The sequence below is a fragment of the Staphylococcus sp. FW104-15G4D genome (assembly GCF_058790135.1).
The window spans coordinates 64,593-77,509 of record NZ_JBYTCH010000002.1 but is presented as its reverse complement, the minus strand read 5'-3'; the positions used below and the strand labels follow the sequence as shown (position 1 = coordinate 77,509).

General features: G+C 33.1%; 14 protein-coding genes. 10 read left to right on the top strand and 4 right to left on the bottom strand.

What is annotated here, in order from left to right; all coding sequences use genetic code 11:
- Positions 1-61: 61 nt before the first annotated feature.
- Entirely contained in the window at positions 62-550 is a 489-nt protein-coding gene (gene moaC / locus AC3WQX_RS06790) for a cyclic pyranopterin monophosphate synthase MoaC (RefSeq protein ID WP_049428275.1), read from the bottom strand.
- Between the two features lie 61 nt (positions 551-611).
- Between moaC and AC3WQX_RS06785 the strand changes: the two genes are divergently transcribed.
- From AC3WQX_RS06785 to AC3WQX_RS06755, 7 genes are all read left to right on the top strand, one after another.
- Positions 612-1,871, top strand: coding sequence for a molybdopterin molybdotransferase MoeA (locus AC3WQX_RS06785; RefSeq protein ID WP_311002579.1), 1,260 nt, complete (start codon positions 612-614; stop codon positions 1,869-1,871).
- Positions 1,868-2,347: a molybdopterin-guanine dinucleotide biosynthesis protein B gene (mobB, locus tag AC3WQX_RS06780; RefSeq protein WP_311002578.1), complete on the top strand. Its 480-nt coding sequence runs from the start codon at positions 1,868-1,870 to the stop codon at positions 2,345-2,347. Before AC3WQX_RS06785 ends, mobB begins: the two co-directional genes overlap by 4 nt.
- The gene (locus AC3WQX_RS06775) at positions 2,347-2,799 is read left to right on the top strand and encodes a molybdenum cofactor biosynthesis protein MoaE (RefSeq protein ID WP_037550003.1); all 453 of its coding nucleotides are present in this window, start codon (positions 2,347-2,349) and stop codon (positions 2,797-2,799) included. The genes mobB and AC3WQX_RS06775 overlap by 1 nt, the downstream gene beginning before the upstream one ends.
- Positions 2,796-3,029, top strand: coding sequence for a molybdopterin converting factor subunit 1 (gene moaD / locus AC3WQX_RS06770; protein WP_002432537.1), 234 nt, complete (start codon positions 2,796-2,798; stop codon positions 3,027-3,029). Before AC3WQX_RS06775 ends, moaD begins: the two co-directional genes overlap by 4 nt.
- A gap of 5 nt (positions 3,030-3,034) precedes the next feature.
- Entirely contained in the window at positions 3,035-3,640 is a 606-nt protein-coding gene (mobA, locus tag AC3WQX_RS06765; RefSeq protein ID WP_037550001.1) for a molybdenum cofactor guanylyltransferase MobA, read from the top strand.
- A 12-nt stretch (positions 3,641-3,652) separates the two neighbouring features.
- A complete protein-coding gene (gene moaA / locus AC3WQX_RS06760; protein WP_037549999.1) occupies positions 3,653-4,678 on the top strand; it encodes a GTP 3',8-cyclase MoaA in 1,026 nt (341 codons plus the stop codon).
- Between the two features lie 323 nt (positions 4,679-5,001).
- Positions 5,002-5,352, top strand: coding sequence for a SarA family transcriptional regulator (locus tag AC3WQX_RS06755; protein WP_002432752.1), 351 nt, complete (start codon positions 5,002-5,004; stop codon positions 5,350-5,352).
- A 58-nt stretch (positions 5,353-5,410) separates the two neighbouring features.
- Here the strand turns inward: AC3WQX_RS06755 and AC3WQX_RS06750 are convergent, their stop codons facing one another.
- Positions 5,411-6,610 carry an MFS transporter gene (locus AC3WQX_RS06750; protein WP_049428270.1) on the bottom strand — a complete coding sequence of 400 codons (1,200 nt, stop codon included), beginning with the start codon at positions 6,608-6,610 and terminating at the stop codon, positions 5,411-5,413.
- Positions 6,610-7,050, bottom strand: a complete 441-nt coding sequence (locus AC3WQX_RS06745; RefSeq protein WP_030056887.1) for a MarR family winged helix-turn-helix transcriptional regulator — start codon at positions 7,048-7,050, stop codon at positions 6,610-6,612. The genes AC3WQX_RS06750 and AC3WQX_RS06745 overlap by 1 nt, the downstream gene beginning before the upstream one ends.
- A 168-nt stretch (positions 7,051-7,218) precedes the next feature.
- On the opposite strand from AC3WQX_RS06745, the gene AC3WQX_RS06740 reads away from it, so the two are divergent.
- Positions 7,219-7,980, top strand: a complete 762-nt coding sequence (locus AC3WQX_RS06740) for a VOC family protein (RefSeq protein ID WP_311002576.1) — start codon at positions 7,219-7,221, stop codon at positions 7,978-7,980.
- On the opposite strand, the gene AC3WQX_RS06735 is transcribed toward AC3WQX_RS06740, so the two are convergent.
- A complete protein-coding gene (locus AC3WQX_RS06735; protein WP_002432919.1) occupies positions 7,977-8,228 on the bottom strand; it encodes a hypothetical protein in 252 nt (83 codons plus the stop codon). The two genes, AC3WQX_RS06740 and AC3WQX_RS06735, sit on opposite strands and share 4 nt — an antisense overlap.
- A 151-nt stretch (positions 8,229-8,379) precedes the next feature.
- Between AC3WQX_RS06735 and AC3WQX_RS06730 the strand changes: the two genes are divergently transcribed.
- Both AC3WQX_RS06730 and AC3WQX_RS06725 read left to right on the top strand, forming a co-directional pair.
- Complete coding sequence (locus AC3WQX_RS06730) at positions 8,380-9,630, top strand: lipid II:glycine glycyltransferase FemX (RefSeq protein WP_037549993.1); 1,251 nt, start codon at positions 8,380-8,382, stop codon at positions 9,628-9,630.
- Positions 9,631-9,721: 91 nt separating this feature from the next.
- Positions 9,722-12,901: an efflux RND transporter permease subunit gene (locus AC3WQX_RS06725; RefSeq protein ID WP_070597529.1), complete on the top strand. Its 3,180-nt coding sequence runs from the start codon at positions 9,722-9,724 to the stop codon at positions 12,899-12,901.
- Positions 12,902-12,917: the final 16 nt, after the last annotated feature.

Genomic DNA, 12,917 nt, shown 5'->3' with positions numbered 1-12,917 from the left:
CTACATTGATTTACATTACCATCCCTTATTTCAATCAACAATCAAGACATGAAAGTATTTCTCATACTTTTCTTTGATAGTCACCAGACTTACCACCAGACTTAGATTCTAAATAGGTTTGACCAATGACCATCCCTTTATCGACTGCTTTAGTCATATCATAAACAGTTAAAGCTGTTGCTGATGCGGCAGTGAGTGCTTCCATTTCAACGCCCGTTTTACCAGTTGTTGAAACAATTGCAGTGATATTCAATATATAGTGAGGTGATTGAGATGTATCCCATTCAAAATTGACATCTATACCTGTTAGAGGTAAAGGATGGCACATAGGTATAATTGTAGATGTGTTTTTAGCAGCCATAATTCCTGCTATTTGTGCAGTATTGAGTACATTACCTTTTTTATTAGTATTATCGATAATTTGCCTATAAATCGTTTCATTTACAGTAATACTTGAATGGGCACGTGCTTGACGTTTAGTTACTTCTTTGTCAGAAACATCAACCATCTTAGCGTTCCCTTGTTCGTTTATATGTGTAAAGTTATTCATACTATTCCTCCTAGCAGGATTTAGTATATCATGAAAATAATTTATTTTTGGAGATGAAAATATGCCAGTTGAAAAAAGAAATCCTATTCCAGTAAAAGAAGCGATTTCTCGCATAATGAAACAAAATGTGTCGATTCGTACTACGAAAGTGGATTTAGATGAAAGTTTGGGGCATGTTCTTGCAGAAGATATTGTTGCAACGTATGATATTCCACGTTTTAATAAGTCACCATATGATGGGTTCGCCATACGTAGTGAAGATTCTAAAGATGCTAGCGGTGAACATCGCATTGAATTTGAGGTTATCGATCATATAGGAGCGGGTTCAGTCTCAACTAAGACTTTAGGGAAAAATCAAGCGGTTCGCATTATGACTGGTGCGCAAATACCAGAGGGTGCTGATGCAGTTGTGATGTTTGAACAAACTATTGAATCTGAATCAACTTTTACTATACGTAAGCCGTTTGATCATCTTGAAAATATATCACTAAAAGGCGAAGAAACGACAACTGGAGATATCGTACTTAAAAAAGGACAACATATTAATCCTGGTGCGATTGCAGTATTAGCAACGTATGGCTATACACAAGTTCCTGTAACGATTAAACCAAGTGTAGCAATTATAGCGACAGGTAGTGAGTTGTTAGATGTAGAAGATGAATTAGAACCTGGTAAGATTAGAAATTCAAACGGACCTATGATTAAAGCGTTAGCTAAAAAAATTGGTTTAGAAGTAGGCACATATCAATTACAACAGGATAATTTGGAAAGTAGCATTCAAGTAGTTAAAGATGCTTTATCTCAACATGATATCGTCATTACTACAGGTGGTGTGTCAGTAGGTGATTTCGATTATCTACCAGAAATATATAAAGCGATAGATGCAAATGTCTTATTTAATAAGGTTGCTCAAAGACTAGGAAGTGTTACAACAGTCGCATTTAGTAATGGACAATATTTATTTGGTTTATCTGGGAATCCTTCAGCTTGTTTTACTGGTTTTGAATTATACGTTAAACCAGCTGTTAATAAATTGATAGGCGCAAGTGAGTGTTATCCTCAAATAATCAAAGCAACACTTATGGAAGATTTTACTAAGCCTAATCCTTTTACTCGTTTTATCAGAGCTAAAGCGACTTTAACACCTTCAGGTACTACAGTTGTCCCTTCAGGTTTTAATAAATCAGGTGCTGTTGTAGCGATTGCACATGCCAATGCGATGATTATGTTACCTAGTGGAACACGAGGATTCAAAGCAGGGCACACGGTGGATGTAATACTTACAGAATCCAATGCGTTTGAAGAGGAATTGTTGTTGTGATTATACAAATTGTAGGATATAAAAATTCAGGAAAGACAACTTTAATGGCACATGCGGTTTCATTTCTAAAAGAAAAGGGATTTACTGTAGCGACAATTAAACATCATGGCCATTTGGGTAATGATATTACACTGCAAAATGATGACGTTGATCATATGAAACATTTTAATGCAGGCGCTGATCAAAGCATTGTACAAGGTGAAACATTTCAACAAACAGTAACACGTATAAGTAAACAGAATCTTACTGATATTATTAAAGAATCTGTTACAATTGATTGTAATATCATCTTGGTAGAAGGTTTTAAAGAAGAATCGTTCAAAAAAGTTGTTGTATATAGAGATGATAGCGACTTAGAAATGTTATCTAAGCTAACCAATGTATGTTTCACTATCAATTTGAACGAATCAAATGTTTATGAAAAATTTGAGATTGCATTGTTAGAATTGATTAAGATAGAAGGATTGAAAAATTAATGAAGCAATTTGAAATCGTGACTGAACCGATTCAAACTGAGCTATACAGAGATTACACACTTAATGAACATCAAGGTGCAGTTGTGGTTTTTACTGGTCATGTTAGAGAATGGACAAAGGGAGTTCGAACAGAATATCTAGAATATGAAGCTTATACTCCTATGGCAGAGAAGAAACTAGCCCAAATTGGCGATGAAATTAAGCAACGTTGGCCCGGCACGATAACTACAATTGTGCATCGTATCGGACCGTTACAAATTTCTGATATCGCAGTGCTTATAGCGGTATCTTCACCACATAGAAAAGATGCTTATCAAGCAAATGAGTATGCAATTGAACGCATAAAAGAAATTGTTCCTATATGGAAAAAAGAAATTTGGGAAGATGGTGAAGAGTGGCAAGGCCACCAAAAGGGTACCCATCAAGAAGCGAAGAGGGGGAGAACATTATGAAAGTACTTTACTTCGCAGAATTGAAAGAAATTTTGAATCAATCATCTGAAGAGATAGATACTCAAAAAACGATGACAGTTCAAGAATTTGAAGCATATCTGTTTGAACAACATCCGGAAATTGAAAGTAAAAAATTTCAAGTCGCAGTGAATGAGGAGTTTGTCAGAAAAGATGATATTGTACAACCTCAAGATACTGTAGCACTTATTCCACCAGTTAGTGGAGGTTAAGTTTAGTGAAAGCAATGATATTAGCAGGTGGTCATTCTGAACGCTTTGGTAAACCTAAAGCATTTGCAGAAATAGAAGGGCAACCATTTTATAAAAAAATCATAAACACTTTGACTTCAACAAATATGTTTAACGAGGTTATTATTAGCACCAATGAACAATTAGCGCCTTTATTTGAACATCAAAACGTTGTTATTGACGATAATAATAGTAGAAATAAGGGCCCATTAGCAGGAATTTATTCAGTAATGAAACAATATTCTAATGAGGAATTATTTTTTGTAGTTTCAGTTGATACACCTATGATTACAAGTAAAGCTATAAGTGGATTATATCAGTTTATGATTTCTCATCTCATTGAGGATCACTTAGATATTGCGGCTTTTAAAGACGCAGAAACAAAAATACCCACGATTGCCTTTTATAGTCCGCATGCATTGAAAACGATAGAGGCAGCTTTGCAATCAGATGACTATAGTTTGCGACATGTGTACAATCAATTATCCACTGACTGGTTAGACGTTTCTGAAATTCATTCTCCTCATTATTGGTACGATAATATTAACTATCAGCAAGACTTGGACTCTCTAAAAACGAAGATAAGAAATTAAGGAGGCCCAAATATGGTAGTAGAGCAAATTAAAGATAAATTAGGCCGCCCTATACGTGATTTAAGGTTATCTGTCACAGATAGATGTAACTTTAGGTGTGATTATTGTATGCCTAAAGAGATATTTGGAGATGATTTTGTCTTTTTACCTAAAGAAGAGCTACTAACTTTTGAAGAAATGACTCGTATATCACGTATTTATGCTGAATTAGGTGTCAAAAAGATTAGAATTACTGGAGGCGAACCTTTATTACGTCGTAATTTATATCAATTGATTGAACAGCTCAATGAGATTGAGGGTATTGAGGATATTGGCTTAACGACAAATGGCTTGCTTTTAAAGAAACATGGCCAAAATCTCTATAATGCAGGACTCCGTCGCATCAATGTAAGTTTAGATGCGATTGACGATGAGGTTTTCCAAGCAATTAATAACCGTAATATTAAAGCTTCTACTATTTTAGAACAAATAGACTATGCAGTTTCAATCGGATTTCACGTTAAAGTGAATGTCGTCATACAAAAAGGTGTGAATGATGACCAAATCATACCAATGATAGACTATTTTAAAGATAAGCAGATTGAAATTCGATTTATAGAATTTATGGATGTTGGTAATGACAATGGCTGGGATTTTAGTAAAGTTGTTACCAAAGATGAAATGCTAAATATGATTGAAGAACATTTTAATATTGAGCCACTAGAACCTAAATATTTTGGAGAAGTTGCTAAATATTATAGGCATAATGATAACGGAGCGAAGTTTGGTTTGATAACTAGTGTGTCTCAATCATTCTGTTCTACATGTACTCGAGCACGACTCTCATCAGATGGTAAATTTTACGGATGTTTATTTGCTACTGTGGATGGATTTAACGTTAAATCATTCATGAGATCTGGAGCAACAGATGAAGAATTAAAAGAACAATTCAAAGCGCTGTGGCATATTCGAGATGACCGATATTCTGATGAACGAACAGAACAAACTGTTGCTAATCGCAAACGTAAAAAAATAAATATGAATTATATCGGAGGATAGTAGCCAGACCAACAGAGTATTTCATAGAAAACTGTATCTAGTCAAAAAAGATTGGAATTCCTTATTAACTCCTCATTTTATGTCGCCAAACTTTTTAGAGTCTGGCGATTTTCGCTTTATAGCTTCAAATTAACTATTGTGTGTTGTTTTAATTTTAAATGTTTATATTTTAAAGCGTTTAATTATGTAACATAGCTATAGCAAAATCTATTTTAATATTTGTAATAGATTAAATGCAAACTTTGTTATATAATAAAGTTAAGCAATTGAATTTTATAATGCAAACATAACATCTAAGAATCAACATTAGGAGGCATTTTATTATGAGTAACAAAGTACAACGTTTTATCGCATCTGAAAGAGAATTAAGTCAACTTAAACATTGGTTAAAGACGACTTATCGCATTTCGATTGAAGAATTTGTGGTTTTATACAAAGTTTATGCAGATACTAAGATTAGTGGTAAAGAACTCCGTGATACATTACATTTTGAAATGTTATGGGATACAAGTAAAATTGATGTAATTATAAGAAAGATTTACAAAAAAGAGTTAATTTCTAAATTACGTTCTGAAACAGATGAAAGACAAGTATTCTATTTCTTTGATGCTAAACAAAAGAAATTATTAGATAAAATGACTGGTGAAATTGAAACAATTAGTATTGCTAATTAATAGATTAAGCGCCTATCCCAAAATATAAGGGATAGGCGCTTTTATAGTTTAAAACCTATTAAATCGATTGATGCTTAACATTACGACCATGAACTACAAAATAAATAAATAACGTAATTATGCCTAATATTGCCATAATGCCATATAATTGACTATAAGTAATCATATGTGTGAAAAGGCCTAGGAATGATGGTCCGAAGCCAATACCGATATCTAAACCGATAAAATAAGTTGATGTAGCTAAACCGTACTTCGTTGAAGGTGATACTTTAATTGCAATGGCTTGCATTGAGGAAGATAAGTTACCATACCCGATACCTAATGCAATACCAGCAATGAGTAATACCCAGCCATCAAAACTAAACATTAACATTGCAAAACTTATGATTAAGAAAATAAATGCAGGATAAACAACTACATTTTCATTTTTATCATCCATTAATCGACCTGCAATTGGGCGTGTCACAAGTGAGGCCACTGCATAAAATATAAAGAAGTAACTTGCGGCAGTTACTAAGTTTCTCTCAACTGCAAATGCTTGTAAGTAAGTGAGAATCGCAGCGTATGTGACACCAATTAACATCATGACAATCGCAACAGGAATTGCTTCTTTTGCGATAAAATTCCCCAAACTAAATGTTTTTCGATTAGACGTATCATTTTTAGATGCAACATTTTTAAAATCAATTTTTATAAAGAGTGATAGTAAACCACTCAATACTCCTAATATTACACAAATCATAAATAGAATTTGAATTGAAAATGAATTCATTAGCAACATGCCGAAGAAAGGACCAATCGCTGTACCCAAAACTAAGCTTAAAGAAAATAAACTAATTCCTTCACTTTTACGTGTAGTTGGTGTCACGTAAGCAGCAATGGTACCTGTTGCGGTAGTAGCGATTGCAGTAGCAATACCGTTAAGTAATCTTACTATCATCAAGAACCACACTGAACCCGGAATGAAGTAAAGTAATTGAGTAATGATTAAACAAATTAATCCGAAAATGAGTATCTTTTTTGGCCCAAAAGAGTTAACGTATTTTCCTGTGATAAATCGTCCAATAAGTGAGCCAACTATGAATAAACCTACGACCAGCCCAGCAAGTGAATCAGAAGCATGAAATTCTGTTTTACTATAACCAGCTATGACTACTATCAAAAGATACATACATAAATAAACGAAAAAGTTAATTACAAAATTGAGATTAAAGCTTTTAGTAAATATGGGATCTTTAGTAGGTATCGCTTCGTTCATTATTTTTCCTCCTTAATAAGTGTCTCATGTATTTGAGACATAACTTTTGTAATTTCTGTTAGTTGTGCTTCTGTTAAGCCTACTTTCTTTATAATATCTTTTTGTATTACCGAAATTTCTTTATTTATAGTTTCAAACAGGGCTTGTCCTTCAGTGGTTAGTCTTAGTAATTTCTCTCTCTTATCACTACCTTGTTCTGTACTAATCCATTTGTTATCAAGGAGTACTTTAACTATTTTACGAGTAGTTGGTTTTTCGATAGAACGTCGATTAGAAATTTTTACTAATGTGGTTGGTTGAAAATTTGCTATGTCTCTTAAAACAAGCCATTGCCCAGTATGAATATCATGTTTATCTAAAATCGGTTGAGTTAATTTTGTGTATGGTCTGTATACACCTATAAAACTATTGAAGAAAGCATTGTTTAACATTAATAGCACCTCATTCATGATATTTAGTTAGCTTGGCTAACCTTTTTGAACGCAAGAAATATTATATAACTAATATATGAATATTGCAATACCTTTTTATTCTTTTAGATATTTAAAGTAAAATGGCACGCTTTTTGTTAAAATAAAAAATAATTATAGGTAGAGGGGGGAAGGTTGATGGAGCTTAAGTTTGATCACATTATTCATTACATTAATCAACTCAATCAATTTGAATTTCCTGGGAAATTATTAAAGTTATATAATGGTGGGAAACATCATCAATTTGGTACGTATAACCAGTTATCTTATATTAATGGTAATTATATTGAATTGTTAGATGTTGAAGATAAAGAAAAACTTAAGAAAGTAGCTAAAACAGAAGAGGGACGTGTCTCATTTGCTACTAAAATAGCCCAAGATGACTTTAATCAAGGGTTCAAGACAATTTGTTTGCGAACTAAAGACATAGAAGAAGTTAAAGCAACTTTACAAAAGAAAAATATTGATGTCATAGGACCTATTCGTATGGAAAGGGAAAATAAAAAAGGGGATAAAGTAGGATGGCAACTTTTATATATAGCAGATCCTAGCTATAATGTTAAACCTCCATTCTTCATTCAATGGGATGAGAGTGAAGCATATAAAAATGAAAGTTTAAAAGACTTGTATCAGAAGCAATTTTCAATAGAAACGCTTGTTGTGAGTAGTGAAAAACGCAACTTAACAGTAGACAATTGGATCAAATGGTATGACATGAAAGTTGTAGATGAAACTGATACGTATACTGACCTCATTTTAGCGGATGATGATATCCTTTTTAGAATTGAAGATGGAAAAGACCCAGGCTATCACACTCTAGTAATTAAAGATTCAGAAGCCACATCACCATATTCTATAATAATTAGAGGTGCAAAATATCGCTTTGAACCTATAAATTAATATAGGTATTCATAAGTACTTTGAGCAATGATTGCAATGTGAATGAATGCAATGATTACTGAAATCATACTTAAAATAGTGTCAAAACGAGATGTTCTTATAAGTGAGAAGAAAATAGATAAAACAAATGATAATGCTACAAACATTACTCTCAAACTAAAATTTGATACAGTGAGCGGTTGAGCTAACGATGTTATAATAGCTAATAAGTTTAAAATGATAAATAAGAATAGAATGACTTTTCTCATTAAGAAAACCTCTTTATCTAATAATAATCATCATTATAACAAGCAACACTGTATAGACATAACTAAAAGGTTTATAACGTCCTTAATCGACAGTATCAAGGTTAGGATGTATAATTAAAATTACTGTAAAATAAAGGAGATATTATAAAGCATGGAAAAGATGAATATCACTAATCAAGAACATGACGCATTTGTAAAATCTCATCCAAATGGCGACTTACTGCAATTATCTAAATGGGCAGATACTAAGAAATTAACTGGATGGTACTCAAGACGAATTGCGGTTGGTGAAAATGGTGAAATTAAAGGTGTAGGACAATTACTATTCAAAAAAATACCTAAATTACCATTCACTTTATGCTATATATCAAGAGGTTTTGTAACTGATTATAATAATAAAGAAGCTTTAGAGACACTGTTGGAAATTGCTAAACAGGTAGCTAAAGAAGAGAAAGCTTATGCAATCAAAATTGATCCTGACGTTGAGGTTGATAAAGGCGCAGAGGCTTTAAAAAACCTTCGTGATTTAGGATTTAAACATAAAGGGTTCAAAGAAGGATTATCAAAGGATTATATCCAACCTAGAATGACAATGATTACGCCTATCGATAAATCTGACGATGAACTTATCCAAAGTTTTGAACGACGCAATCGTTCTAAAGTACGTTTAGCACTTAAACGAGGTACTAAAGTTGAACGTACTGGACGTGAGGGCTTAAAAACTTTCGCTAATTTGATGAAAATTACAGGTGAACGAGATGGGTTCTTAACGCGTGATATTAGTTACTTTGAAAATATTTATGATGCATTACATGAAGATGGAGATGCAGAACTTTTCTTAGTGAAATTAGAACCTAAGCCAGTTTTAGAACAAGTTAATAAAGACTTAGATAATCTTTCAAAAGAAAAAGAAAAGCTACAACAGAAAAAGCAAGACAAAAAAACATTAAATAAAATAAACGATGCTGAAAATAAAATTAAGAAAACGCATGAACTAAAGGTGAATTTAACAGAGCTTGAAAAAGAACATCCAAATGGCATCTATTTATCGGGTGCATTATTGATGTTCGCAGGTAATAAGTCATATTATCTATATGGTGCCTCTTCAAATGATTTCCGTGATTTCTTACCAAATCATCATATGCAATTCGAAATGATGAAGTATGCTCGAGAGCACGGTGCTACCACGTATGATTTTGGTGGAACTGATAATAATCCAGATAAAGATTCAGAACATTATGGATTATGGGCATTTAAGCGTGTTTGGGGCACATACTTAAGTGAAAAAATAGGTGAATTTGATTATGTCCTTAATCAACCGCTATATCAATTGATTGAACAAGTAAAACCTCGTTTAACTAAGGCTAAGATTAAATTATCACGTAAACTAAAAGGTAAATAATGCAACAAAAATCTGAACGCTTCTGTGACTCAACTAGATCGTTCAGATTTTTTTACTAAATATAATTTTTAATATAGAAGGGAATACTAGAATGATTAAAAAATTATTACAGTTCTCGCTAGGTAATAAATTCGCTATATTTTTAATGGTTGTTTTAGTCATCTTAGGCGGGATTTATTCGAGTGCAAAATTAAAACTCGAACTTTTACCAGATGTTGAGAATCCGATGATTTCTGTTCAAACTACTATGCCTGGTGCTACCCCTCAATCAACTGAAGATGAAATTAGTAGGAAAATAGATAATCAAGTACGTTCCTTGGCTTATGTAAAGAGTGTGAAGACAGAATCCATACAGAATGCATCAATTGTAACAGTTGAATATAATGATGGCACAGATATGGATAAAGCTGAAGAACAACTAAAAAAAGAAATTGATAAAATTAAATTTAAAGACGGAGTGGGAGATCCGGAATTAACTCGAAACTCTATGGATGCCTTTCCAATCGTTGCATATTCATTTACAAGTAATAAACATGACTTAAAAGATGTAACTAAAGAGCTTAATCAACAACTTATCCCTAAATTACAAACGATTAATGGTGTTCAAAATGCTCAATTAAATGGTCAAACTAATCGTGAAGTAACACTTAAATTTAAGCAAGATGCTCTAGATGATAAAGGGTTAACTGCTGATGATGTCGAAAATTACATAAAAACTGCTACTCGTGAAACACCGTTAGGGTTATTCCAATTTGGTAAAACTGATAAATCGCTTGTCGTTGACGGTCAATTTAAATCAGTTAATGCTTTAAAAAATCTAAAGATTCCTTTATCTATAGCAGGACAAGGCAATCAAAGTAGTGATGATTCTAATAATAGTAGCGATTCTGATAATGAGAGCTTAATGCCTAAAGAAAATTCCAACTCTTCGCAATCAGGATCAAAAATGGCAAGTAGTAATGGGAAAATGCCATCAGTAAGCTTAAAAGACTTAGCTGACATTTCTGTAGGAGATAATCGAACTTCAATATCTAAAACGAATGGTAAAGACGCAGTTAACTTACAAATTATGAAATCTCAAGATGCTAATACTGTTCAAGTTGCCAAAGAAGTCCAGAAAAAAGTAGATGAATTTGTTAAGAATAATAAGGTTATGACATCAACGAAGACGATGGATACAGCTAAACCCATTGAAGATTCCCTTTATACCATGGTAGAAAAAGCAGCTCTAGGTACGATTGTAGCTATTATAGTAATTCTTCTATTCTTACGTAATATTAGAACAACAGCTATTTCAGTAGTATCAATCCCATTGTCCATTCTAATAGCCATGGTGGCTTTAAAGTTAAGTAATGTATCATTAAATATTCTGACATTAGGTGCATTAACTGTCGCAATAGGACGTGTGATTGATGACTCTATCGTCGTAGTTGAAAATATTTATCGTAGACTATCAGATTCCAATGAGACAATGCAAGGTGAAAATTTAATAATAAATGCGACAACTGAAGTATTTAAACCTATCATGTCCTCTACTTTAGTGACAATTGTCGTATTTTTACCACTTGTCTTTGTATCAGGTTCCGTCGGTGAAATGTTTAGACCATTTGCGCTGGCAATCACATTTAGTCTTTTAGCGTCACTCCTTGTTTCCATTACAGTTGTGCCGGCTTTAGGTTCTACACTTTTCAGAAAAGGTGTGAAAACGAAGCGTCAGCGTGAAGGTTTAGGTGTGATTAGCAAAGAATATAGACGAATACTAAAATGGTCACTCAATCATAAATGGATAGTCATTGTGATTAGTATAGTGATTCTGATTGGTAGTATTGGGTTAGGTGCGACAACATTAGGAACAAGCTATATTTCATCGGGAGATAATAAATTCTTAGCATTAACTTATACGCCCAAACCCGGCGAAACTGAAAAGTCAGTTTTAAATCATGCGAAGGAAGTACAAAAATACTTAGATAGTAAAGATAAAGTTCAAACCGTACAATATTCTGTTGGAGGACCGACACCTCAAGATCCAACAGGTAGCACAAATAGTATGGCAATTATGGTTAAATATGATTCAAATACACCTCACTTTGATGAGGAACCAGATAAAGTGCTTAAACACATTGAGACGTTTAAGCAACCAGGAGATTGGAAAAATCAGGATTTAGGAACTGGTGCAGGTAATGATTCAATAGAAGTGACTGTAAAAGGTCCTTCACCAGAAGCAATTAAAGATACGGTTGAAAATATCGAGAAGAAAATGAAAAATATTGATGGTATCGTAAATGTTAAATCCGATTTATCACAAACATATGATCAATATGAAATTAAAGTAGATCAGAATAAGGCTGCAGATAATGGTATTTCGGCAAGTCAATTAGCTATGAATCTTAATGAGAACTTGCCTGAAAAGACAATTACTACAGTTAAAGATAAAGGCAAGAAAATTGATGTTAAAGTTAAACAGAATAAGCAAACTGATTGGTCTCCGAAGAAACTGAATAATATAGAATTGAAAAAACCAACAGGTGGAACAATTAAATTAAGTAAAATAGCTTCATTACAGAAAACTACGACACCAAGTAAGTTAACGCAAGAAGATGGAGACTATGCAACGACTGTGACAGGTAAAGTTTCTGATAAAGATGTCGGAGGTAAGTCTCGCGAAGTCATGTCTCAACTAAATGATATTCATAAACCGAACAACGTTAAAATGAATGTTGGTGGTGCGACAGATGATATTAATACGGCGATGTCTCAATTAGCTATAGCTATGTTAGCTGCTATTATTATTGTTTATTTAATACTTGTCATTACTTTCAAAGGTGGCCTAGCTCCATTTACAATACTCTTCTCATTACCATTTACTGTTGTAGGTGTTGTATTGGCTCTTGTTATAACTGGCGAAACAATTTCCGTACCAAGTTTAATTGGTATGTTGATGCTTATAGGTATTGTGGTAACTAACGCAATAGTCTTAATTGACCGAGTAATAAACAATGAGAAGAATGGTTTGGAAATGAAAGAAGCATTGATTGAAGCGGGTGGCACTCGTATCAGACCTATTTTAATGACTGCAATAGCAACAATTGGTGCATTAATTCCATTATTATTTGGTCAAGATAGTTCAATTCTTATTTCAAAAGGATTGGCAGCTACTGTAATAGGCGGTTTAGTTTCTTCAACAATATTGACACTCATCGTCGTTCCAGTTATTTACGAAATCTTGTTCACCCTAAAGAATAAACTTTCTAGAAAATGGAATAATAAATAGAAAAAATCGACTTAGG

Bases quoted from the DNA above. Each gene is read 5' to 3' on its own strand.
- AC3WQX_RS06755 (WP_002432752.1), top strand. From the start codon at position 5,002: ATGAGTAACAAAGTACAACGTTTTATCGCATCTGAAAGAGAATTAAGT.
- AC3WQX_RS06735 (WP_002432919.1), bottom strand. From the start codon at position 8,228: ATGAGAAAAGTCATTCTATTCTTATTTATCATTTTAAACTTATTAGCT.
- moaD (WP_002432537.1), top strand. From the start codon at position 2,796: ATGAAAGTACTTTACTTCGCAGAATTGAAAGAAATTTTGAATCAATCA.
- moaA (WP_037549999.1), top strand. From the start codon at position 3,653: ATGGTAGTAGAGCAAATTAAAGATAAATTAGGCCGCCCTATACGTGAT.
- moaC (WP_049428275.1), bottom strand. From the start codon at position 550: ATGAATAACTTTACACATATAAACGAACAAGGGAACGCTAAGATGGTT.
- AC3WQX_RS06775 (WP_037550003.1), top strand. From the start codon at position 2,347: ATGAAGCAATTTGAAATCGTGACTGAACCGATTCAAACTGAGCTATAC.
- AC3WQX_RS06730 (WP_037549993.1), top strand. From the start codon at position 8,380: ATGGAAAAGATGAATATCACTAATCAAGAACATGACGCATTTGTAAAA.
- AC3WQX_RS06740 (WP_311002576.1), top strand. From the start codon at position 7,219: ATGGAGCTTAAGTTTGATCACATTATTCATTACATTAATCAACTCAAT.
- AC3WQX_RS06750 (WP_049428270.1), bottom strand. From the start codon at position 6,610: ATGAACGAAGCGATACCTACTAAAGATCCCATATTTACTAAAAGCTTT.
- AC3WQX_RS06725 (WP_070597529.1), top strand. From the start codon at position 9,722: ATGATTAAAAAATTATTACAGTTCTCGCTAGGTAATAAATTCGCTATA.
- AC3WQX_RS06785 (WP_311002579.1), top strand. From the start codon at position 612: ATGCCAGTTGAAAAAAGAAATCCTATTCCAGTAAAAGAAGCGATTTCT.